We start from the raw sequence: 21,654 nt of genomic DNA, 5'->3' as shown, positions 1-21,654 counted from the left end.
TCGACTGCTTTATAAGTTGCTGGGTATCAATGATGCCTTAGTGGAGGCTTGAGCCGTATGCAGTGAAAGTTGCACGTACGGTTCTTAGAGGGGCGGCACTTGGTAACAGGTGTCGTCTACTCGACAATTATATGGGGGGAGGTTAGGAGGGGGTGCTGCCAGCAACCAAGAAACACTCCACCCTAACCCTCCCCAATTAGTTTCGTGTTTGTTGGAGTTGTATTAATTGTGGAAAAGGAGGCCGTTTAGGGCTGAAAGGTTTATGGGGCTTGTTTTGAATTATGCGGTTTTAAAATATCAGCCAGCACGGAAAATGGTTTGGGTACTGGCTGAATTTTCGTGGTTAAACGATTTTAGGTTGGCCGTCGGAAGCGGTAGCGCCACCATCGACGGGTAAATTGACACCATTGATAAATGATGCATCGTCACTGGCTAAAAAGGCCACTGCGGCGGCAATTTCGCTCGGTTCTGCGGCGCGTCCTAGTGCGATGCGCTCGTTAAATTTATCTCTAATCTCTTGCGACCAACCATTGGTCATATTGGTTTTAACTAAGCTTGGGCACACGGCGTTAATTCGCACGCCAGCGGCACCGTGGTCTAACGCCATGGCGCGAGTGAGGTTGACTACCGCGCCTTTACTGGCGCAGTAAAATGCGGCACCCCAGTCGCCACCTAAGCCAGAGACTGAAGCGGTGTTGACTATGGTCCCCTGTGTTTTTAGCAACTCAGGTAAGGCAAATTTAGAGCAATACACGACGCCATCAATATTCACCGCTGATATTTTCTTCCAATCTTCAACGCTGCTTTCTAAGACGGAGCCGGGGATGTGGATGCCCGCATTGTTGACTAAGATGTCGAGTTTACCGAAGCGTGATACGGCGTTATCGATCATAGCTTTTACTTTTTTAGGGTCGGATACGTCAATTACTTGCGCCGCGACGCGTGTTGAGTCAAAAGCTTCGATGGCGGTGGCGAGTTGCTCTTCATTCCAGTCGGCCAGTACCACATTGGCCCCTTCATCATATAAACGCTGTGCTATCGCAAAGCCGATGCCGTTGGCGGCACCCGTGACTAAAGCGACTTTATGGGTTAAACCATTCATATTGTTTCTCCTTCGATATGCTCAAAAATTGGATCTCGATTTTCTTGTGTTCTGGGTAGCATCAACTTGTAGTTGTCGCTGTAATCAACGGGGATAGCGATGACAGCAGGTCCTTGAGTTTCCATGGCTTGATGCAGCATAGGCATCAGTTGATGACGTTCGGTCACGGCAAAGCCTTGCGCGCCAAATGATTCGGCATACGCTTTAAAGTCTATCGGGCCAAATTTTATTCCGGACGGGCGTTGATACTTTTTCATCTCTTGTATCTCGACCATGTTGTAGGCGTTATCGACCCAGATGATATGTACAATGTTGCATTTTAGGCGGACGGCAGTTTCTAACTCCATGCTTGATTGCATGAAGCCGCCATCACCAGAAACAGACACCACTTTGGTGCTGGGTTTAAGCAGGTTTGCACCAATCGCCCAAGGTAGGGCAACGCCCATGGTTTGCTGACCATTTGAAATCAGCATTTGACGGGCGCGAAAACAGCTTAAATAGCGCGCAATCCAGATATGGAAGCTGCCCATATCCAGACACAAAGTGGTGTCTGGGGTAATAATGGATTGCATCGCTTTGATTAAGGTTAATGGATGAAACCCATGCTGAGATTGACGAGTAGGGTAGGATTTTATTATCTGCCGCTGTTGCGCCACTTCCTCTAAAATCGATAAGGCTTTGGGAGAGAGGCGTGCGAAATTGGTGACACAATCGGTCATATCATCCAGTGATTGAACGATGTTGCCGACAATTTCCACGCAAGGTTGGTAATTGAGCTGATACTCTGCTGGTTCAATGTCTAAGTGGATGATTGGGGACTGTTTTGCGTTCCAAAGCTCTGGGTCGTACTCGATAGGGTTAAAACCAATAGTGACAATCAGGTCAGCATCTTGCAGCAATACATCTCCGGGCTGATTGTTAAATAAACCTACGCGGCCAGCGAAATGGTGATAATAGTTAATATCAACTGCCCCAGCGGCTTGATAGGTTCCGACTACAGGCAGTTGAGTGGTGCGCAAAAAACGGCTGATGGCTTGAGCATTTTCAGCGCGACTGGCGTGTAAGCCGAGTAAGACGACGCAGCGCTGTGACTGCTCGATTCGGGTAATGGCTTCTTCGATCGCTTCTGGGCTGGCTTGGCTTGAATGAACATTACGTGATGGAACAATAATATCAGTGAGTGTCTGGTCGGATAACACATCTTGGGGAATGCTAACGAAACACGCCCCCGGCCGGCCTGATTCTGCTGTGCGAAAGGCATTTGCCATCACTTCGCTGGCGGCATCAACATGTTGAATTTCTGCACTGGATTTTGTGATAGAGCGGAAAATACTGACGGTATCCATACTCTGGTGCGTTTGCTTTTGTTGATCTGCTCGTTTGACCGCGCCGCCGATAGCGACCAGCGGGTCACCTTCTGAATTGGCAGTGGCAACCCCTGAAACCAAGTTGCCACAGCCCGGGCCTGAGGTCACCATGGTGACTCCGGCTTTGCCAGTTAAACGGCCGATGACGCCGGCCATAAAGGCCGCATTGGCTTCGTGACGCACTGGGATCATTTGAATATTGGTGTCTTCAATGGCGTCAAATAACCGATCAATTTTGGCCCCCGGAATGCCAAAAATATAGCGGATACCCAAAGATTCCAGCTGTTGAGCGATTAATTGAGCGCCATTTCTAGTGGTAGGTTTTGTATTCATTTTTATACCCTTATTGTTGACTGACGTTGACACTTCTTGACGAAGTGGTGGTGCTATCTGGCGGCTTTTTTCAATTCAATTCTTTTTCTCCTGTTCAGCGCTATTTTTCCGCTTTTTCAATCGCGGTTCGGATGTCATTGGGAGCTAGGTTGGCTTTAAGGAAATCTAGCGAAGTCGGGGTATCAATTACCAAGCGCGATACTTTGCCAATTTGTAAAAAGCCCGACGAAATAGAGTAGTCCTGTATGTGGCCGCCGCCTTTTCTATCTTCGGTAATGAAATGTTCGTGATACCCCGGAACGTTAATACCTGTGGTGTACTGCGGGCTTCTAAAACCGGCGATAACGCCTTGTTTGAAGGTGAAATTAAATGTGGGCTGTTCTTTTACAACATCCAACATTGGGCGAAATGGGCGAGTTTGACGCGGCACGGTACGCGTTCTGACAAACTGATATAAACCGTCAATGCGTACTGCGCAGAAAATATTGTCACTGGGTACTAGCTCATCAATCAGATGATGAACGTCAGCACGAGACATTTTAGAGGTGATGGGAACTTCGACATCAGGAGAGAAAAAAGTCATGACGGCGAAGGGGGTTTGCTGCGCTAAGTGTGCGGGGTTAGCCGAACCATCGGCTTTTAATTGGAAAACCTCTTTATCAAACGCGATCAGTTCACCGTCTAATTGATTGAATGTGCCCAAGCCAAAATCGCCATGTTGCAGCAGTTGTTCAACCGTTGTTGCGCCTTCATAAACGCCAGCAATCAACGCACTCATCAACGAAGTTTGGTAAATCTCTCCATCCCCCGTTATATGATGATATTCAGCAAACTCTTTCGCTACATCGAGAGAACAAGCACAAAGCGGAGTGTAGAATCCACGCATGAGAATAACCATTTATGCAATAAAGTGTATATTTAGATTGACTTCTCCACGTGGCTAAATCCAATATAAATAAGATTTATTTCTATATGGAAAAGATATGGAGTTTCGCTATCTCAAGTATTTTGTGGCGGTGGCACAAACGCGCCATTTCACACGAGCGGCTGAAGTGTTAGGTATTGCTCAACCACCGTTGAGCCAACAAATAAAGAAATTGGAGCATGAGCTCGGTACGCTGTTATTCAAGCGTTTACCACGTGGGGTAGAGCTGACCGAGGCTGGGCAAATGTTTTATGTCGATGCGGTTACCATCTTAAATGATGTGGATCGAGCGAAGGCGAAAGTAAAACAGCTGGCGCGTGGAGAAAAAAATGAAGTGCGGATGGGCTTTGCTACTTCGGTTGCGATGAATACCCAAATATTATCCCGAGTGCGGGAGATAAGGGACAATTTTTCAAACGTGAATCTCACTGCGGTTGAGCAAGCGATGCCAGAGTTGGTTGAGCAGCTGAAAGCTAAGCAGTTGGATATAGCATTGGTGCGTTTACCTTGTTATGCCAGTGAGTCTTTACAGCGGGTGGTTTTATTTGAAGAGCCTTTTGTAGCGGTGATCCCTTTAGGGCATCCCTTGGCTGAAAAAGATCGCCTTACTTTAGTTCAGTTAAAAAATGAGCACGTTTTGTTGTTTCCTCGTGAAACGGGGCCAGCATTGCATGATGGTATGAAAGCGCTGTTTGACGATGTGGGCATCCGTGTCGATCAACGTTTTTCGGCTCCACAGTTGAGGTCTATGGTTGCAATGGCTCAAGCAGGATTTGGCGTAGCTGTTGTGCCCCAATCACTGGCTGAACATATCGATGATTCTGCCGTGATCACTTCTATCGAGGAGATGCCTTTTAACAGCCAAATTGCGGTGCTTTGGGAAGCCAGTAACTTAAATAAGCATGTGCTTAAGGTGGTGAAGGCATTAAGTCACCCAAAATAACATCCCCAGCATGATGATACTGGGGATGAAGCGTGTCAAAGTGGTAAGGTTAATCACGCTTACTTAGCGAGTTGAATGCAAAAACTCCACTACTTTATCGGGATAGTCAGTAAATAAACCATCCACTTTTACAGTGTTGTAGAACACATCGAGCATCCCATCAAAGCTGTCGGCATAAGGTGCAATGCGATCGGGTTCTGCGCGGAAGGTATAAGGGTGAACGACTAATCCGGCGGTTTTAGCGGCTTTCATCAATGGCTTGATGATGATGTTTTCTTTGGTTGAAGCGTCGTCAACCAACATAGGTTTCCACGGGCCAATGCCATCGGCGTAGGTAGCGACTTGCTTCATGCCGTTTGCTTCGAACATCCAATCATAGCTGTATGGCTGTGCTTGGCCGCCATCATAGATCATGGTCTCATTCCAATCGGTGTAGGCCATCAATTGAACCAGTTTGAGGTCCATGTTCATTGCTGGAAGCAGTTCATCATTAATGCGTTTTAGCTCGATAGGGTCAAAACATTGCAGATAAACGTTCGACTCTTGACTGTCGTAACCATATTCCTTCAGCATTTTCAGTACCGCTTTACTGATGTCTTTCCCTTCATAGCGGTGGAACCAAGGCGCTTTGATTTCTGGATAAATACCAATATCGTAACCGAGCGTTTTGTTCAGCCCTTGGATCAGCTCGATCTCTTCCGCTAAGGTTGGGACGGTGAAGTCTGATTTCCAAAGAGGGAAACGGTTGGGGAAACCAGCAGTTTTATTGCCTTTGTCATCGATATTAAAACCTTCAGTTACGCGCAGGCTTTTGATCTCTGCCAGCGTAAAATCGATGGCGTAATAGCGGCCATCACCACGTGCACGGTCAGGGAAACGCTCTGCAACGTCAGTGACGCGGTCAAGGTAGTGATCGTGTAGAACCACCAATTGGTCATCCTTGGTCATCACGACATCTTGTTCAATAAAATCAGGCTTCATGCCGTAAGCAAGCGCTTTGGCTTCAAGGGTATGTTCAGGCAGATAACCGGAAGCGCCGCGATGGGCTATCACCAATGGTTCTGCTTGAACCCACGCCGAGCTGGCTAAAGTAGCCATGGAAAGTGCGAGTAGTGTCAGTTTCATATTGTTATCCTTAAAAATTCCCCCTGACGTTGCAGGGGGAGAGTTTTGATTCAAAGTGAACAGTGCGTAACGTAAATTCAACACATTTAGGTGTCAGATTTATGATGGCGTTGACGCTTTTTCTTCCGCAAGTCTGTCTTTTTCTTTATGGTGAGCACGCTCGCCAATGTAGGCATACAGCAGACAAAGGATAGAAATACCGCACGAAGCGACTAGGATCATAAAGCCGCCATCCCAACCAAAGTGGTCAACGGTGTAACCCAATACTGCATTTGCCGCTACTGCGCCGCCGAGATAACCAAACAAACCTGTTAAACCTGCTGCGGTACCTGCTGCTTTTTTCGGAGCCAGTTCCAGTGCGTATAAACCAATCAGCATTACTGGGCCATAAATTAAGAAACCAATCGCAACAAGAGCCGCCATGTCGATACCTGGGTTACCGGCAGGGTTAAACCAGTAAATGAGTACCGCAAAGGTAACAAGAACCATGAATAAGATGCCCGCAGGAGCACGACGACCTTTGAATACTTTGTCGGATATCCAACCACACAATAGCGTTCCCGGAATACCTGCCCACTCATACAAGAAGTACGCCCAAGAAGATTTATCAACGGTGAACTCTTTAGCTTCTTTCAAATAAACAGGAGCCCAGTCCAATACGCCATAACGAATGAGATATACAAAAGCGTTGGCAATAGCGATAGACCACAACAATTTGTTAGAGAAAACGTACTTAAAGAAGATTTCCTTCGCGGTCATCTCATTCTCATGAGATTTATCGTAGTCGTCTGGGTAGTCATCTTTATACTCTTCAATCGGTGGTAAACCACAAGATTGCGGCGTATCGCGCAGCGTCATCCAAATGAAAATGGCAACTAAGGTCGCAAAAAAGGCAGGAACGTAAAATGCGGCGCGCCAATCATCGTTAAATGCCCAAAGACCAAACAAGAAAAGGGGACCAATTAAGCCACCGCCGACGTTGTGGGCTACGTTCCATACAGAAACAATTTCCCCACGTTCTTTACGTGACCACCAGTGAACCATGGTACGGCCACAAGCAGGCCAGCCCATACCTTGGAACCAACCGTTTAAGAACAGCAAAATAAACATCGCAGTAATGCTGCCTGTTGCCCACGGCATAAAACCGAAACAGAACATTACTAACGCAGACATTAAAAGGCCTGCACTTAAGAAGTAGCGTGGGTTAGAGCGGTCAGAAACACTCCCCATTAAAAATTTAGATAGGCCATAAGCAATCGATACGGCGGCAAGAGCTACCCCGAGATCACCGCGGCTAAAACCTTGGTCAATCAAATAAGGCATCGCCAAACTAAAGTTCTTACGAACAAGGTAGTAGCCTGCGTAGCCGAAGAAAATACTGATGAATAACTGCCAGCGCAAGCGGCTATAAGTGCTATCGAGCCGCTCAGTAGCGAGCCTCTCGATATGCGCTTGGGGTTTAAAGATACCAAACATAGTTGACCTCATTAATGTAGTGCGATGGTTCTAAAGCTCGAACGATAAAAAATGTTTCATTCGAAAGAGAACGGCATTGTCGTGTGCGACTGAATGTATTTCTGTGACAAATGTTACAAGGGAATTAATTTGCGCATAAAAACAAATGATTAGTTTTCATTTTTTCATGGTTAGTGCCATTAAATTGAGATGTAATCGTTTTCACTTTTGTTCGCGAGATGTTTGTTTTTGGTCGTTTTGTCGTCAATTGAATCGCAGATAAGGAAAGTTGGCAAAAATTGTTAAACCATGAAGTCACTCGAAACTCACTGTGAGTTCAATGATTCATATCCTTTTTGATTGGAAAGAGGGTGGCAAAATAAGCAAATAGTCCAGTATTCCTACCCAGATTTGACACTGTCTATTGATAATTCTTGCTAGCTTTGATTGGCAATTCATGTGTTACAGAGTGTCGTTCTGTGGCATTGATGTTAATAATACAAAAAGGAAGAATGATGAATAATATTAATAAAGTCAGTGTGTTGGGTTTGCTTTCATTGAGCGGATTGCTTTCTGCTCATGTACAAGCTCATGGTTGGGTTGAATTTCCGAGCGCGCGGCAAAATACCTGTTACCTAGATGGTGGTTTCTGGAGTAATACGATCCCTAATGCAGCATGCCAAGCGGCTTTTGATCAGTCCGGAGCTTATCCTTTTGTACAACGCAATGAAGTGGCGGCCAATGTGGCAAATTATCGTGACATGGCTCATGTTCAAGCTGTTGTTCGCGACGGCTTGTTGTGCTCCGCAGGCAGCAACGCGAAAGCAGGGTTAGATGTTGCTTCACCTCATTGGCAAAAAACGGCCGTGAATTTAGATGCTAATCAACAAATCGAATTAGTCTTTAATGCTACCGCGCCACATAACCCCTCTTATTGGGAGTTTTATCTCTCTAAACCGACTTATACCGGTGAGGCCCCATTAACTTGGGATGATCTGGATCTTATTGATACCAAAGGTAATATCACCGTGGGGACGGATAAAAAATATCGCATAAAGATTACCCTGCCCGCCGATAGAAGTGGTGATGCTGTGCTTTATACTCGCTGGCAACGTATTGATGCCGCGGGCGAAGGTTTTTATAACTGCAGTGATATTAGTTTTAGCGGTGGTGGATCAAACCCAACGGATCCGACAGACCCATCAGAACCTGCGCAGAATCTCAGCGATCTTAGTGGTTATCTTTCACAAGGTTTTGGTCCTGTTGAATCTGGCGATACGGTTCGTTTGCGTACCTTCGATGCCAATGGAAATGAAACGACCGATATCAGCGTAGCGATTTCAGCCAATAATAGAGCAACGTGGCCAGCGGAAATGGCAGGTCAGTTTAACCAAGTGAAAAAAGGGGGATGGTTTATTGGTATTTGGCACCAAGAAATGAATCACTATATGTACGATAGCCAGAATGTATATGCTAACCGTGTGTTTGCTCCAAACGCGACTTACAGTTATCAGCTTTCTTTGCTAAAAGAGGAAACGCCACAGCCACCTGTTCCCGATAATGCTTGGAATGCGACTAAAATTTATACGTCCGGTGATGTCGTTATGCACAAGCAGCAAACTTGGACCGCACAGTGGTGGACAAAAAATGAAGAGCCCGGAACTACGGGTGAATGGGGTGTATGGCGATAGTATTAAGTAGCTATAGTATCGAGTAGTAAAAAGAGGCCATGGCCTCTTTTTACTCTCTAACTCTGGTTTAATAATGGCTTATGAGATGAGGTTATTCACACAATTTGCCTTGTTTTGCTGGTTGGGTTAACGAGTAATCACCTTCTAAACTGCGATAGATTATCGCATTCCAAATGCTGCCATCATCCATTTCAAACTCAATGGCATAATTCACCCCGTTAACCACTTGTGAACGGACATCGATAATGTCTTTTAATTGTGCATTGCTCTCCATTTGTGCTAAAGCGCTCTTCAACGCTTCTTTAGCTTCGTCGGTAATTTCTGTCGCTTGCCAACCTCCCGGCATCAACTCGCTTGCACAGATGGGTGACGGTACGGCATCTGTTTCCGCCATCACGGCGGTGGGCTCTAGAGCCTTAGCACTTTCTGTTTGCGTTTGTTGATCACACCCCGCTAACGCGAGCAAACCAAATAGAGGTAAAAGAAATCGTTTCATTGAGTTGTCCTTTGTTTTTAGAAAAGCAGAAAGGGTTAATCTGAGGAGTTCATATTAACAATTGTGGTGTGAGGAGTCCGTCAAGCTCTGTTAGGTGCGTGATAAATTATGATGATATTTTCTGACAATAAAACGCTATTACTATTTCTTACCAATATTGTCAGTTTTTAACCATAAATAACAAAGCCATTTCAACGTTAGGCTAGGTGTGATGCACATAAAAAACGCATTACATGACTGTGTGTTTTTATGCCTAGAAAAGTGATCAAGGTTGCAGAGTTGTAAGCTGATCGGCGATAAATTTTACAAATTGATTTCCATCAAAAAAGTGTGGTTTTTATGTGCTACTGTGCGCGCAAATAAAAACTATTACCCCGCCCTACAAAAAGGAAATCACAATGAAAAAAACACTTTGCGGCCTTGCCGTGCTTTCTGCTCTTGTTTCTACGAATGTTTTTGCCCACAAAGAAGGTGACTTTATTGTGCGTGCCGGTCTTGCCGCTGTGGTGCCCAATGATAGCAGCGATGGTATTTTAGGCTCAAATGAAGAGCTTGCTGTGGACTCAAACGTTCAGCTTGGCTTAACAATAGGCTATATGATCACCGACAATATTAGCTTTGAAGTGTTAGCGGCTACACCTTTTAGCCATACTATTTCAACCAATCTTTTGAACTTAGGTGACATTGCTGAAACAAAACATCTACCGCCAACTTTTATGTTGCAATACTACTTTGGTGAAGCGTCATCGAAATTCCGTCCTTATGTTGGAGCGGGCATTAACTACACCATGTTCTTCGATGAAGGTTTTAACAGTACGGGAAGTGGTGCAACCTTAACGGATCTCAAACTCAAAGATTCTTGGGGTTTAGCGGCCAATGCTGGTTTTGATTATATGCTCAACGAACAGTGGTTTTTGAATGCATCAGTTTGGTATGCCGATATTGAAACTGAAGCGACTTATAAGTATCAAGGTGTCGAGCAGAGAACTGATGTGACCATTGATCCTTGGGTATTTATGATAGGCGCTGGTTATAAGTTTTAGTGGTAGCAAGGTGATTAATAGAAGGCAGCGAGCGCTGCCTTTTTCAATTTCAAGCAAAAATTATATTGATAATTATGTGTACCATTAAATGTACATATAATTATCATTTATTTTATCTTATTGATATTAAAGTTAATTATTATAAAAACTCTTCGAGTTATTTTGGCTATTGTCTTTTTTGTGACCATTTTATTTGACGCTCGTTTTACACTATTTTTCCGTGCTACTGGCGAGGTTGGTTTTCTTGATCCATTTTCAATGAGCGAATCATTCGCAGTCACGTCGCTGGTGGTTGATTGGATGTAAGTCGTCAGCGGATGCTAATAATAACTCTCTAGGATTGAGAAATGAAAAAAGTACAACGTCAAATGAAGTGGCTATTCCTCGCAGCCTCTATCAGCGCAGCACTACCAGTATCAGCCGCGAAAATGGTGCAGGTTGATGATCCAAGTCTACTAGAGCAAGCTTTATCCATGCAGGCTCGCAGTATTGTGCCAACACAAAATGGCTTTCAGGTGGTAAAAAGCGTCACTCTACCTAATGGTAAAGTCAAAGTCCGTTACCAGCAGATGTATCATGGTTTACCGGTCTTTAATACGTCAGTCGTAGCAACGCAAACTGAGAAAGGTATCGGCCAAGTTTACGGCATGATGGCGCAGCAAATTGATTCTGATGTGGTAAGTACTTCACCACAAGTTGAACAAAAGCAAGCGGTTAGTATTGCACTTACGCATTACCAACAACAAAACCCATCACTAACGAGTGCGGATCTTGTTACAGAAAACGAGCGTGCTCAATTGATGGTGCGTTTGGACGAAAACCAAATGGCTCAAATGGTTTATTTAGTCGACTTCTTTGTTGCAACCAATGAGCCTGCACGGCCATTTTTCTTTATTGATGCGAATTCTGGTGACGTATTACAAACTTGGGAAGGGTTAAACCATGCAGAGGCGACGGGTACTGGACCTGGTGGAAATCAGAAGACAGGTTTTTATCAGTACGGAACAGATTTCCCAGGGTTAGTGATAAATAAAGTAGGCAACACCTGCAGCATGATGAATAGCGCTGTAAAAACCGTGGATATGAAGCATGCGACATCGGGTGGTTCAACGTTCAGCTATTCATGTACCGACGCGAGTAATTACAACGATTACAAAGCGATTAATGGCGCTTATTCACCGCTTAATGACGCACACTACTTTGGCAAAGTGGTGTTCGATATGTACAAAGACTGGATGAACACCACTCCATTAACCTTCCAGCTAACTATGCGTGTGCATTATGATAGCAACTATGAAAACGCCTTCTGGAACGGATCGTCCATGACCTTTGGTGATGGCCAAAATACATTTTATCCATTAGTGGATATCAACGTCAGCGCGCATGAAGTGAGCCACGGATTTACCGAGCAGAACTCAGGGCTTGTTTACCAAAATATGTCTGGTGGTATCAATGAAGCGTTCTCTGATATTGCTGGGGAAGCAGCTGAATTTTATATGAAAGGCAGCGTTGACTGGGTGGTCGGGAGCGACATTTTCAAATCTTCCGGTGGCTTACGTTATTTTGATCAACCGTCAAAAGATGGCCGTTCTATCGATCACGCTTCTCAATACTACAATGGATTAAATGTTCACTATTCAAGTGGTGTGTTTAATCGCGCGTATTATTTGCTAGCCAACAAAGCCAATTGGTCGGCTCGTAAAGGTTTTGAAGTGTTCACCGTCGCTAACCAGTTATATTGGACAGCAAACAGTACCTTTGACCAAGGTGGATGTGGCGTCGCAAAAGCGGCACAAGACTTAGGTTATAACAAAGCGGATGTGGTTGATGCCTTTAACCAAGTGGGCGTAAATGCTAGCTGTGGCGTAGTGCCTCCAACGGGGAATGTGCTAGAAAAAGGCAAACCAGTAATAGGGTTACAAGGTACGCGAAGCTCCGAAGCCTTCTATACCTTTACGGTCGCAAGCTCAACCAGCGCTAAAGTTTCGATCAGTTTGGGCTCAGGTGATGCTGATTTGTATGTCAAAGCCGGCAGCAAACCAACCACTTCTTCGTGGGATTGTCGCCCTTACAAATCGGGTAACAATGAACAGTGCACAATTTCTGCAACACCAGGAACCACCTACCATGTGATGCTCAAAGGCTATAGTAACTACAGTGGTGTAACCCTGCGGTTAGATTAATCACTCTACTTTATTTGACTTTCAAGTAGTTAAGGTTATAAAGGGGCAGATCTTCGCCCCTTTTACTCGTTTGGTCATTCCACAATCACGGCCGTTCCACTGACTGATACCATCAGCATACCGTTGGTCTTTCCAAATGTTTCATAATCAAGGTCAACACCGATAACTGCATTTGCGCCTAATTCTTTAGCTCGAGCCTCCAACTCTTCTAGTGCAATCATCCTTGCTTTTTGTAGTTCCTGTTCATAGGTGGCAGATCGTCCACCGACAATATCGCGTATTCCTGCGAAAATATCTTTAAAAATATTGGCACCTAAAATAGCTTCGCCTGCAATTATGCCGCAGTAACGTACGATTTTTTTTCCTTCAATTGTCGGAGTGGTGGTGATGTACATAAAATGTCTCTCCTAGAGATAGGTGTGAATATCGCTCGATGCATGATTGGCTATTTCCAATCTAAAATCCAGAGATTACTATGGGTGAACTTTATGTAAACACAACTCTGGTTGGTGTAATGAAAGTACAACGAAAATTTGATCTCAACCTACTAAGAGTTTTTATTTCAGCCTATCAGACGGAGTCGGTAACCAAAGCGGCCGAGCAATTAGATTTAACTCAATCAGCAGTGAGCAACGCTTTAGCTCGTCTAAAAGAGCAGGTAGGAGGCGATCTCTTTATCCGAACAGGAAGAGGGATTAAACCGACACGTTTTGCTCAAGATTTGTATCAAAGTATCCAATCTCCATTAATGGAAGTGGAATCAATGCTGCAAGGCATCAACCAGTTTGATCCTAAAACATCGACTCGCCGATTTTTAGTCTATTGCCATGAGGCACAAATTCATGTGTTGCGGCAACGATTGGATCAGTCATTGATAGACATGAGTATTGATGTGGTATTGATGGAGCCGCCATCTAATGAAGAGCGTTTGTATGAAGAACTGCAGCTAGAAAAAGTCGATTTAGTGATCGATGTCGAAGCGCCTCAGAGTAAAGTATTTCGATCAACTCTCCTAAAAGAAGATCATTTGTGCTGTGTTGTTCGTAAAGGTCATTCTCGGTTATTCAAGCAAGCTTTAAGCAAGGTCGAATACTTACAAGAAAAACATGTATTGTTGAAAATGCGTCGTTCACAGCTCCCTTTTCTCGATTGGTTTGTGAAAGAAGTGGTGCCTGTGCGGCAGGTATACAGTCAACATTCGTCGTTAATTGGTATGTTAGCGGCTGTCTCTTATAGTGATGCAGTTGCGGTTGTGCCGGTGACGTTTGCACAGCAGTACCAGCACGTCTTTCAATTGAACATTCTTCCCTTTCCCTTTGAAGACCAACTTCTTCACTCACATATGGTTTGGTTGAGTAAAATGAATTTGAATCCAGCTAACCAGTGGTTGAGGCATTTAATTTCCGCACTATCACAATAAAAAAAGCAGCCGAGATTAGGCTGCTTTATCATATTAAGCGTAATTTAAATCAAGGTGTTACAATGCCGAAATTGCTGTCGAACGTGTCAAGGATACTAATAAATTTGTCAAACTTCGTCTGGTCTGAGACAGTGAATTTACCGCCTTTTACCGCGTCTGGTAACGACGTTGTGCCTGTCAGAAGCTGAATAAAGGTCTCATGTGAGAAGCTTAACGTAATATCAGCTTGGTCAAATTGACGATTTTGATAAGTTTTTAATACCGCGTTTGATAGCTTCAATGCATATTGACCATTTGTCGTTTGATCATCACCTTTCACTTTGATGTTAACCGTCATATTCATGTTACTAGCAAGGTCTGGTTTTACACGAACCGCTAATGATTCTAATACAGAATATACTGGCATATTGGCAACAATCGCTGTTGTATCTGGGGTCGCCGCTGGTGTGAAGCCGTGGCGTAGCTCTTTAGCGCCGATCAGGTAGTAATTACGCCAAGGGCCAGATTCGGCTTGGTAGCCCAGTTGTTCCATAGCATCAGCTTCTAAGTAGCGAGCGTCCATATTCTCTGGGTTTGAAAATGTCACGTTGTTCAGCAAGGTGGCAGCCCAGCGGTACTCGCCATTTTTAATCGCTTGTTTGGCGATTTCGATAACCTTATCTTCACCACCAATGGCTTCAACGTATTTTGCTCCTTGCTCCGATGGTGTGAGTGGGTTTAAGTTGGCTGGGTTGCCGTCCCACCATGCGCCGAAATAAAAGTCATAAGTGGCACGAGCGTTGTGCGACACTGTGCCGTAGTAACCACGGTTATACCAAGCTTTATCAAGTGATTCTGGCAGCGTGATGGATGCTGAAATTTCGTTAGGTGTGTAACCTTGGTTGGCTAAACGTAGCGTTTGATCGTGAACAAATTTGTACATGTCGCGTGTTTTTTCAAGCTGCTCGGTGATGTTGTTCGTTCCCCAAGTCGGCCAGTGGTGAGAACCAATCATCACATCAGACTTAGCTGCAAACATTTCTAACGACTCATCTACATAAGCCGCCCATGCATTGGCGTCACGAGTTCGCGCGCCGCGTAATGTAGAGATGTTATGAATGGTATGGGTCATCACTTCAGATGCCATTAAGACGCGGTGTTTAGGGAAGTAGAATATAAACTCTGAAGGTGCTTCGGAACCATTTGCCATTTGGAATTCGACTTCAACACCATCAATTTGATGAATTTCACCCGTATCCAAAACTTCCATAGTTTGCTCTACAATGCCTGGTTTACCAGTTGACGTTGTTTTACCCAATCCCCCATCAACTTTACCAGTAGGACCGGCTTCGACCATATTGCCATACATGTAGCTAGCACGGCGGCTCATGGCATTACCCGCTAGCACATTTTCTGAAATTGAATGTTCAAAGAAATCTTTTGGAGCAATAACGGGAACCTTACCGCTTTCAATATCTTTCTTATTCGTGACTCCCCAAATGCCGCCAAAGTGGTCTATATGAGAATGAGTAAATACCACCGCTGAAACTGGTGCATCTTCAACGTGTTGACGTAACAGCTCAATCCCCGCTTTAGCGGTTTCTTCCGACAGCAGAGGGTCTATTACTATCCAACCGTGCTCACCGCGGACAAAGGTCATCACAGACAAATCAAAGCCACGGATTTGGTATATATCCTCTTTAACCTTGAATAAACCATGCTGATTATTGAGTTTAGCCATGCGTTGTAAAGAAGGGTTAATAGTATCAATGTTGTGGTCGGTATTGACAAAATCGAACTTAGTAAAATCCCATACAACATTGCCGTTTTTGTCTTTAATCGTACTTTCTGGCCATGTCGCAATGAAGCCGCGAGTCGCATCTTCAAAATCACGGGTATTGGCAAAGTCCAGGTAGTTTGCTAATTGGGCATTTTTTTCGACAGTAAATTCACTTGCTGATTTAACGTTAGGGCTAGGCACAGTTAATGATAATGAGCTAGTTGATTGTATGTTTGCTCCTGCAGTAGCCAGTGTACTTATTATGGTAAAGGATAGCGGGAGGAGTCGTAGATTCATGATGGCCTCTCTATAGTTAATGTAATATCGGTGCAGAGTCATCATAGTGAAAAACGAGGTATTAAATCATTATAGGAAGCTAATGATCTAATATTTACATTATAAATATCATGGGTCGTTTGGGCTTCGACAAATTCGCCTTGTCTTAAGCATCGAAACACCGATTTGTTGTTATGGCTTGCTATCGATATAACCACAGCACTTTTGTTATATGTAGTGTGAAAATGTCGTTAGATAAATTGATGGACGCAATTGCCGATCAAGGTTGGTACATATGGGATGACTTTTTAACACCAGAGCAAACCAAAAACCTACGAGCGTGTACGCCACCGCAGTTACAAGTGGCGCGAATTGGCAGGCACGATGCCTTGCAATTAGAGGTTGAAATACGCAACGATAAAATCCAGTGGATTGAAAACAGCATGGGCCTGCCTGTGCAAGACTATTTGCAACGTATGGAGCAAATTCGGCAAGAGGTTAACCGCCACTTTTTTCTTGGGCTATTTGAATACGAAGCTCATTTTGCCAAATATGAAATAGGGGCATTCTACCAAAAACACCTCGATGCCTTTACAGGCAACGCCAGCCGCAAACTGACGACGGTATTTTATATGAATGATCGGTGGTGTGGTGCTGATGCAGGTGAGTTGGTTATTTACGATGTTGAAGATCAGTATCTCGCGACGGTTGCGCCGATAGCGGGGCGTTTACTGGTCTTTTTATCCGAACGTTTTCCGCATGAAGTACAACCTACCAATGCTGAGCGTTTCAGCATCGCTGGGTGGTTTCGCATTAATGGCGTGACAGGCAACAAGCTCGATATTGCCAGTTAACGCAAAAAAGCTAATAAGTAAGCGTGGCTTGTGTGTTGCCACGCTCTTTTATCAGTCAAATTTGATTAGGGTAAAATGAGGATGTGAGCTTAATGCCTCCATCATCAATAAGGCATTGGTTTCAATTAAGTGTTCACTTTGCTCATTTTTCAACACAATGCACTCTTGTTGGTGTTCATTGCGCAGAGTGTCCATCGCGGTACCTGAATAGGTAAGAGCATTTTTTAAGGTGAGCTTGACGGGCAAATGAAACAAACACGCGAGCTCAATGTAATCATATTGACTGCAAGTGACCATTATTCACTCCTATGACGTTACGCGGGCTTATTAAGATACGCGTTTTGCAAAATGTACATGCGCTTTACGTCACGATATTGGCCATTAATGAAGAATTCTTCAACTAAGTGCCCTTCCTCAACAAAGCCGGCTTTTTGGTATAAATGGATGGCTTTTTCGTTTTCCGTCGACACATGCAGGTAGATTTTGTGTAGGTTCAAAATGGTGAAAGAGTAGTCTAAGGCTTTGTTGATCAAGGTTTGTGCAAACCCTTTTCCTTGGTGCTCTGGCGTGATGATGATCTGAAACTCGCCACTGCGGTGAATGTAATCAATTTCAATTAATTCAACGAGACCGATCAGTTCCTTATCTCGGTTCTCAACCACAAACCGACGCTCGGCGTTATCGTGAATGTGCTTGTTGTACAGCTCTTCCAGCTCATCAAAAGATTCATAAGGCTCTTCAAACCAGTAAGACATAATGTTGCGGTTGTTATTGAGATCATGGATAAAGCGTAAGTCACCGCGCTCTAACGCTCTTAATGATAATTGATTATTCATAGCAAACCTTCATTGAACTAAGGCATTCATCTTATGCCGACTTTGTTGCAATACAAGTGGTTAGTCAGCAATTTTTTAAAATGCGTACGCTTACGTCTTGTGATCTGATGCCGCGAGATGAATCAGTTCGGTCAGTTTGTTTATGCTTTCCTGCCATGCCATGTTGTCTTCAAAGTTCGCTACACTGAAACGGATACAGTGTTGGAATTGTCCCTGCGTTGCAAAAAGATGCCCCGGCAGGAGGCTGATTTTGTTTTGCAGGCCACGTTGATAAAGCTCAAAACTATCGATGAATGACGGAAGTGTCAGCCAGCATAAAAATGAACCTTCAGGTCGGCTTAATTGAAACTGTCCTTGCAGCGACGGGTAGTGATTGAGCGAGGTGGTGAGCAATTTGGCAAAGCGCTGCTGGTTCAGTTGGTAAGTGCGGCGCATTTTGGCTAGATGTTGGCGGTACTTACCACTTTCGAGAAATTCCGCTACGGCTGATTGGATTAAATTCAAGCTGCCCATATTCTCGCTGAGCAATATCTTTTCTATTTGCGCTTGATACTTTCCAGCGATGATCCAACCGATCCTCAGCCGTGAATCCAAGGTTTTGGAGAGCGAATTGATGTAAATAACGCGGCCTTTGCCATCCAGCATCTTCAAGCAAGGTATCGGTTTTTGAAAATACAGGCCACCAAACACATCATCTTCAATAATTGGTGTATCATCACTGACAGCCAAAAGCTGTTTACGTTTTTCCAGAGGCATTTGTGAACCGGTTGGGTTGTTAAAATTAGGCGTGACGAGAATCGCCTTAATCGGCCATTGAGATAGCGCTTGTTCGAGGGCGCTGATGTCGATGCCTTCGACACTATGGCTGGGGATCTCCACCACTTTTAAGCCTAATGATTCAAGCAACAGCAGCGTGCCAAAATAACAAGGTGACTCAACGGCCACAATGTCTTCGCGCTTGGTTAATGCACGAAATGCGAGGCTGATGGCCTGCTGACCGCCATGCGTAATGGCGATTTCTTGTGCTTTGATTTGTAGGCCCAAATCTTGCGATATTTTTAGCAGTTGTTTGACTAAATGGCTATTACCTGGCGGTAGCTGATAGTGGCTAGGAATGTGCGTTTGCTGGCGGCTGTGGCGGCCAATTTCTGCATACAAACTACGAATCGCGGCGCCTTGCGTATTAGGATGCGCTGAACCTGCGGGCATGTGATGTTTCACTGTGGGTTGAACCAAAATTGATTTAGATAAAGAGAGCAGGTCAATGCTATTGGGTTGTGGCAGCGGAATCTCCAAAGGGGTTACAGCACCTTGGACTCGATAGCCTGAACGAGGCTGAGAGTAGACGACATTCATCGCTTCTAACTCTTGATAAGCACGAATAACGGTATTTTTGCTGACAGACAGTTGTTCGCATAGCTGGCGAATGGAAGGCATTTTATCGTGTGCGTGGAATAAACCATCGTCGATGCTCTGCTTAAGATGACGTTTTACCTCAGTATATTTAGGATCCGTGTTTTTAAGCTTACTTTTCATTCTGTACCCACTAAATTATTCAAATCTGTGCCTTTTGCGCATAACTGTACCCAAATAAAGTAGCAGCATAGAATCGATTGTGGCTAGGAATTTTGTGATGTTTGTAAGAATGATCCCGTTCTTGTTTGTCGTGCTATGGGCATCTGGTTTCGTTGGCGCAAGGTTTGGCTTAATGTATGCGGAACCTGCCACGCTGCTCACGCTGCGCATGGTGGCGAACGTGGTGCTTTTTATTGGTTTGTTGTTATTGCTCAAAAGGCGCATTCCGCGTGGTCGCCATTTGTGGCATTCCTGTGTAACGGGTGTGTTGATTCATGGTTGCTATTTGGGCGGAACCTACCAAGCGATTTCTTGGGGAATGCCAGCAGGTTTAAGTGCTCTGCTGGTGGGGACACAACCCATTTTGACTGCGCTGCTGCTGGTTTTTATGAGTACAGAGCGCTTTAATCTGGCGCAGTGGTTAGGGTTAGCTCTTGGGTTTTCTGGGATAAGTCTCGTCTTGATGGGTAACATTGAGTGGCAATCGGAAGTACACAAATGGCCTGCCATTAGTTTGTGTTTGTTATCTCTGCTCGGCATCACGCTCGGCACCTTATATCAGAAAAAATTTTGCCAAGGTGTGGATATGATTGGCAGCGCTACCGTGCAATATGTGGCTGCGTTATGCCTATTTTTACCTTGGGCTTGGAGCTTTGAAACCATGCAAGTGCAATGGACACCGACCTTTATCATGACACTGGTATGGCTGGTTGTGGTGCTGTCATGTGTCTCTATTTTATTGCTGTTGTATATGGTTGAACACGGTGCGGCCTCAAGTGTGGCTTCGGTGTTTTATCTTGTACCACCAACCACCGCCATTCAAGCATGGCTTGCTTTTGATGAATCATTGGATGGGTTTGGTGTTGCGGGCTTCTGCCTTGCCGTTACGGCTGTTTATCTGGTGGTGAAAAAGCCGAATCTGCTGAGAAAATTGGCGAAACCGGTATTTGAGCGTTCATAAAATTCACCCCTATAAACCGAACTTAGAATGGGGTGCTCTGCTGGTGGTTGGGTAATCAATGGATAATTTCTGACTCGCGGCGGCACCTAATGACTTTGCCAATTTTTTCAGATTGATCTTAAGTGATGCACTCAAAAATGCGCTGCCCTTCCTCTGTTTTCCTAAAATATTTTACTGTGTCATCTAGTTTTAAACTAAGTGAAACACAACTGTCATATTTGCGTCCTAAAGTGAGTTTCGTTCAATACACAACGGCAATAAAGCCTCTTAAGGATATTTGTGATGAAAAAGACAGTAATCGGTGCAATCGCTCTTTTAGGTGCATTGGCAGTTAACCCAGTTTTTGCAAAAGAAACCATTTCTGCTGTTGGCTCTAGCAGCGTAACGCCATTGATGGAAGTTTTCTCTGAAACATATATGAAGAAAAACGCGGACGTGTTTATTGAGGTTCAAGGCCCAGGTTCTTCTGCCGGTATTAAAGCCGCTAAGAACGGCAGTGCGGATATTGGTATGTCTTCACGTGGCCTAAAAAGCTCAGAAAAAGAAGCATCATTAGTTGAAGAAAAGATCGCGCTTGATGGTATAGCGGTGGTTGTGCATCCAAGCAATAAAGTAAAAGGGTTGAGTGCTGAACAAGTCTCTGCCGTTTACCGAGGCGAGATCACGAATTGGAAAGATGTCGGTGGTGAAGACAAACCTATCGTTGCAATTACTCGCGATACCGCATCAGGGACTCGTGGTGCATTCGAAGAGATTATGAAACTGACAAAAAAAATCTCAGACAAGACGGTATCTGCTATCTCTCAACGAGCTCAAGTAGCTAACGGTAACGGCAGTTTGAAAACTATGGTTGCGTCTAACCCTTATTCCATCGGTTACATCTCTCTTGGCACCGTTGATAACACGGTTCATGCCTTAGCGGTAGACGGTACTGATGCATCGGTAGATAACGTGAAAAATGGTTCATACAAAGTGGCTCGTCCTTTCCTTGTACTGTACAAAAAAGGCCAACCATCCGCTCAAACGCAACAGTTCCTTGATTGGATGCTAACGCCTGAAGCTCAAAAACTCGTTGCAGAACATCACTATATCGCAGTGAACTAATTGACTCTCCCATTCGACTTGAAGTTGCAGCGGCGTTGTTTCGTTCAGCCCAATCACATGCTTTATCCATGTGGATGGGAATTCACTGACTTGCTGTTTAGCCGCCACTTCAAGTTGTTTGGGGAAATAACTTTAAAAGTTTGCTTAGCCCATCGTTGGGGCTGAGCCTTTTCTATCCACGTCGATTCCATCGAATAGTGAGATTG

Annotated in this window: 19 protein-coding genes; 8 read left to right on the top strand and 11 right to left on the bottom strand. The window is 44.6% G+C overall.

The features are described from left to right. Positions 1 to 343 precede the first annotated feature (343 nt). The 3 genes from AACV20_RS15405 to budA all read right to left on the bottom strand — a co-directional run bounded on the left by AACV20_RS15405 (position 344) and on the right by budA (position 3,700). A complete protein-coding gene (locus tag AACV20_RS15405) occupies positions 344 to 1,102 on the bottom strand; it encodes an SDR family NAD(P)-dependent oxidoreductase (RefSeq protein ID WP_013868131.1) in 759 nt (252 codons plus the stop codon). Then, complete coding sequence (alsS, locus tag AACV20_RS15400; protein ID WP_170907589.1) at positions 1,099 to 2,802, bottom strand: acetolactate synthase AlsS; 1,704 nt, start codon at positions 2,800 to 2,802, stop codon at positions 1,099 to 1,101. The genes AACV20_RS15405 and alsS overlap by 4 nt, the downstream gene beginning before the upstream one ends. A gap of 100 nt (positions 2,803 to 2,902) precedes the next feature. After that, positions 2,903 to 3,700, bottom strand: a complete 798-nt coding sequence (gene budA, locus AACV20_RS15395) for an acetolactate decarboxylase (protein ID WP_170907588.1) — start codon at positions 3,698 to 3,700, stop codon at positions 2,903 to 2,905. Between the two features lie 85 nt (positions 3,701 to 3,785). Here budA and AACV20_RS15390 point away from each other — a divergent pair, with 85 nt between their 5' ends. After that, on the top strand, positions 3,786 to 4,670 hold the full coding sequence (locus tag AACV20_RS15390) for a LysR family transcriptional regulator (RefSeq protein ID WP_170907587.1): 885 nt from the start codon (positions 3,786 to 3,788) through the stop codon (positions 4,668 to 4,670). Between the two features lie 63 nt (positions 4,671 to 4,733). On the opposite strand, the gene glpQ is transcribed toward AACV20_RS15390, so the two are convergent. Then, complete coding sequence (gene glpQ, locus AACV20_RS15385; RefSeq protein WP_170907586.1) at positions 4,734 to 5,795, bottom strand: glycerophosphodiester phosphodiesterase; 1,062 nt, start codon at positions 5,793 to 5,795, stop codon at positions 4,734 to 4,736. 99 nt (positions 5,796 to 5,894) lie between these two features. After that, positions 5,895 to 7,271 (bottom strand): glycerol-3-phosphate transporter, encoded by a 1,377-nt coding sequence (gene glpT / locus AACV20_RS15380; protein ID WP_026029046.1) that lies wholly within the window; start codon positions 7,269 to 7,271, stop codon positions 5,895 to 5,897. A gap of 494 nt (positions 7,272 to 7,765) precedes the next feature. On the opposite strand from glpT, the gene AACV20_RS15375 reads away from it, so the two are divergent. Then, positions 7,766 to 8,941 (top strand): lytic polysaccharide monooxygenase, encoded by a 1,176-nt coding sequence (locus AACV20_RS15375; protein WP_371319566.1) that lies wholly within the window; start codon positions 7,766 to 7,768, stop codon positions 8,939 to 8,941. A gap of 91 nt (positions 8,942 to 9,032) precedes the next feature. Here the strand turns inward: AACV20_RS15375 and AACV20_RS15370 are convergent, their stop codons facing one another. Further along, positions 9,033 to 9,437: a cystatin domain-containing protein gene (locus AACV20_RS15370; RefSeq protein ID WP_170907584.1), complete on the bottom strand. Its 405-nt coding sequence runs from the start codon at positions 9,435 to 9,437 to the stop codon at positions 9,033 to 9,035. A gap of 398 nt (positions 9,438 to 9,835) precedes the next feature. On the opposite strand from AACV20_RS15370, the gene ompW reads away from it, so the two are divergent. Together ompW and empA are read left to right on the top strand one after the other, a co-directional pair. Continuing rightward, entirely contained in the window at positions 9,836 to 10,480 is a 645-nt protein-coding gene (gene ompW, locus AACV20_RS15365; protein WP_026028654.1) for an outer membrane protein OmpW, read from the top strand. Between the two features lie 347 nt (positions 10,481 to 10,827). Then, positions 10,828 to 12,663, top strand: coding sequence for a zinc metalloprotease EmpA (empA, locus tag AACV20_RS15360; protein ID WP_170907583.1), 1,836 nt, complete (start codon positions 10,828 to 10,830; stop codon positions 12,661 to 12,663). Positions 12,664 to 12,737: 74 nt separating this feature from the next. Here empA and AACV20_RS15355 read toward each other — a convergent pair whose 3' ends face one another. Then, positions 12,738 to 13,058, bottom strand: a complete 321-nt coding sequence (locus AACV20_RS15355; RefSeq protein WP_105977001.1) for a heavy metal-binding domain-containing protein — start codon at positions 13,056 to 13,058, stop codon at positions 12,738 to 12,740. Positions 13,059 to 13,177: 119 nt separating this feature from the next. Here AACV20_RS15355 and AACV20_RS15350 point away from each other — a divergent pair, with 119 nt between their 5' ends. Continuing rightward, the gene (locus AACV20_RS15350; RefSeq protein WP_249929762.1) at positions 13,178 to 14,083 is read left to right on the top strand and encodes a LysR family transcriptional regulator; all 906 of its coding nucleotides are present in this window, start codon (positions 13,178 to 13,180) and stop codon (positions 14,081 to 14,083) included. Positions 14,084 to 14,132: 49 nt separating this feature from the next. On the opposite strand, the gene AACV20_RS15345 is transcribed toward AACV20_RS15350, so the two are convergent. Then, on the bottom strand, positions 14,133 to 16,139 hold the full coding sequence (locus AACV20_RS15345; protein ID WP_170907582.1) for an alkyl/aryl-sulfatase: 2,007 nt from the start codon (positions 16,137 to 16,139) through the stop codon (positions 14,133 to 14,135). Positions 16,140 to 16,363: 224 nt separating this feature from the next. On the opposite strand from AACV20_RS15345, the gene AACV20_RS15340 reads away from it, so the two are divergent. After that, the gene (locus AACV20_RS15340; RefSeq protein WP_029189973.1) at positions 16,364 to 16,972 is read left to right on the top strand and encodes a 2OG-Fe(II) oxygenase; all 609 of its coding nucleotides are present in this window, start codon (positions 16,364 to 16,366) and stop codon (positions 16,970 to 16,972) included. 51 nt (positions 16,973 to 17,023) lie between these two features. Here AACV20_RS15340 and AACV20_RS15335 read toward each other — a convergent pair whose 3' ends face one another. The 3 genes from AACV20_RS15335 to AACV20_RS15325 form a co-directional block, all read right to left on the bottom strand. Further along, positions 17,024 to 17,269: a Rho-binding antiterminator gene (locus AACV20_RS15335; protein WP_170907581.1), complete on the bottom strand. Its 246-nt coding sequence runs from the start codon at positions 17,267 to 17,269 to the stop codon at positions 17,024 to 17,026. A gap of 17 nt (positions 17,270 to 17,286) precedes the next feature. Then, positions 17,287 to 17,808: a spermidine N1-acetyltransferase gene (speG, locus tag AACV20_RS15330; protein ID WP_013868118.1), complete on the bottom strand. Its 522-nt coding sequence runs from the start codon at positions 17,806 to 17,808 to the stop codon at positions 17,287 to 17,289. Between the two features lie 90 nt (positions 17,809 to 17,898). Continuing rightward, entirely contained in the window at positions 17,899 to 19,344 is a 1,446-nt protein-coding gene (locus tag AACV20_RS15325) for an aminotransferase-like domain-containing protein (RefSeq protein WP_170907580.1), read from the bottom strand. 97 nt (positions 19,345 to 19,441) lie between these two features. Between AACV20_RS15325 and AACV20_RS15320 the strand changes: the two genes are divergently transcribed. Together AACV20_RS15320 and AACV20_RS15315 are read left to right on the top strand one after the other, a co-directional pair. After that, the gene (locus AACV20_RS15320) at positions 19,442 to 20,344 is read left to right on the top strand and encodes a DMT family transporter (RefSeq protein ID WP_026027934.1); all 903 of its coding nucleotides are present in this window, start codon (positions 19,442 to 19,444) and stop codon (positions 20,342 to 20,344) included. 282 nt (positions 20,345 to 20,626) lie between these two features. Next, a complete protein-coding gene (locus AACV20_RS15315; RefSeq protein ID WP_026027935.1) occupies positions 20,627 to 21,448 on the top strand; it encodes a phosphate ABC transporter substrate-binding protein in 822 nt (273 codons plus the stop codon). Positions 21,449 to 21,654: the final 206 nt, after the last annotated feature.

Source organism: Vibrio sp. B4-6, assembly GCF_963888245.1.
Classification (GTDB): domain Bacteria; phylum Pseudomonadota; class Gammaproteobacteria; order Enterobacterales; family Vibrionaceae; genus Vibrio; species Vibrio anguillarum.
This window is presented reverse-complemented; position numbering and strand designations above follow the sequence as displayed.

What these genes read in the sequence shown, in the direction of transcription:
- AACV20_RS15405 (WP_013868131.1), bottom strand. Translation starts at nt 1,102, where the DNA reads ATGAATGGTTTAACCCATAAAGTCGCTTTAGTCACGGGTGCCGCCAAC.
- alsS (WP_170907589.1), bottom strand. Translation starts at nt 2,802, where the DNA reads ATGAATACAAAACCTACCACTAGAAATGGCGCTCAATTAATCGCTCAA.
- budA (WP_170907588.1), bottom strand. Translation starts at nt 3,700, where the DNA reads ATGGTTATTCTCATGCGTGGATTCTACACTCCGCTTTGTGCTTGTTCT.
- AACV20_RS15390 (WP_170907587.1), top strand. Translation starts at nt 3,786, where the DNA reads ATGGAGTTTCGCTATCTCAAGTATTTTGTGGCGGTGGCACAAACGCGC.
- glpQ (WP_170907586.1), bottom strand. Translation starts at nt 5,795, where the DNA reads ATGAAACTGACACTACTCGCACTTTCCATGGCTACTTTAGCCAGCTCG.
- glpT (WP_026029046.1), bottom strand. Translation starts at nt 7,271, where the DNA reads ATGTTTGGTATCTTTAAACCCCAAGCGCATATCGAGAGGCTCGCTACT.
- AACV20_RS15375 (WP_371319566.1), top strand. Translation starts at nt 7,766, where the DNA reads ATGAATAATATTAATAAAGTCAGTGTGTTGGGTTTGCTTTCATTGAGC.
- AACV20_RS15370 (WP_170907584.1), bottom strand. Translation starts at nt 9,437, where the DNA reads ATGAAACGATTTCTTTTACCTCTATTTGGTTTGCTCGCGTTAGCGGGG.
- ompW (WP_026028654.1), top strand. Translation starts at nt 9,836, where the DNA reads ATGAAAAAAACACTTTGCGGCCTTGCCGTGCTTTCTGCTCTTGTTTCT.
- empA (WP_170907583.1), top strand. Translation starts at nt 10,828, where the DNA reads ATGAAAAAAGTACAACGTCAAATGAAGTGGCTATTCCTCGCAGCCTCT.
- AACV20_RS15355 (WP_105977001.1), bottom strand. Translation starts at nt 13,058, where the DNA reads ATGTACATCACCACCACTCCGACAATTGAAGGAAAAAAAATCGTACGT.
- AACV20_RS15350 (WP_249929762.1), top strand. Translation starts at nt 13,178, where the DNA reads ATGAAAGTACAACGAAAATTTGATCTCAACCTACTAAGAGTTTTTATT.
- AACV20_RS15345 (WP_170907582.1), bottom strand. Translation starts at nt 16,139, where the DNA reads ATGAATCTACGACTCCTCCCGCTATCCTTTACCATAATAAGTACACTG.
- AACV20_RS15340 (WP_029189973.1), top strand. Translation starts at nt 16,364, where the DNA reads ATGTCGTTAGATAAATTGATGGACGCAATTGCCGATCAAGGTTGGTAC.
- AACV20_RS15335 (WP_170907581.1), bottom strand. Translation starts at nt 17,269, where the DNA reads ATGGTCACTTGCAGTCAATATGATTACATTGAGCTCGCGTGTTTGTTT.
- speG (WP_013868118.1), bottom strand. Translation starts at nt 17,808, where the DNA reads ATGAATAATCAATTATCATTAAGAGCGTTAGAGCGCGGTGACTTACGC.
- AACV20_RS15325 (WP_170907580.1), bottom strand. Translation starts at nt 19,344, where the DNA reads ATGAAAAGTAAGCTTAAAAACACGGATCCTAAATATACTGAGGTAAAA.
- AACV20_RS15320 (WP_026027934.1), top strand. Translation starts at nt 19,442, where the DNA reads ATGTTTGTAAGAATGATCCCGTTCTTGTTTGTCGTGCTATGGGCATCT.
- AACV20_RS15315 (WP_026027935.1), top strand. Translation starts at nt 20,627, where the DNA reads ATGAAAAAGACAGTAATCGGTGCAATCGCTCTTTTAGGTGCATTGGCA.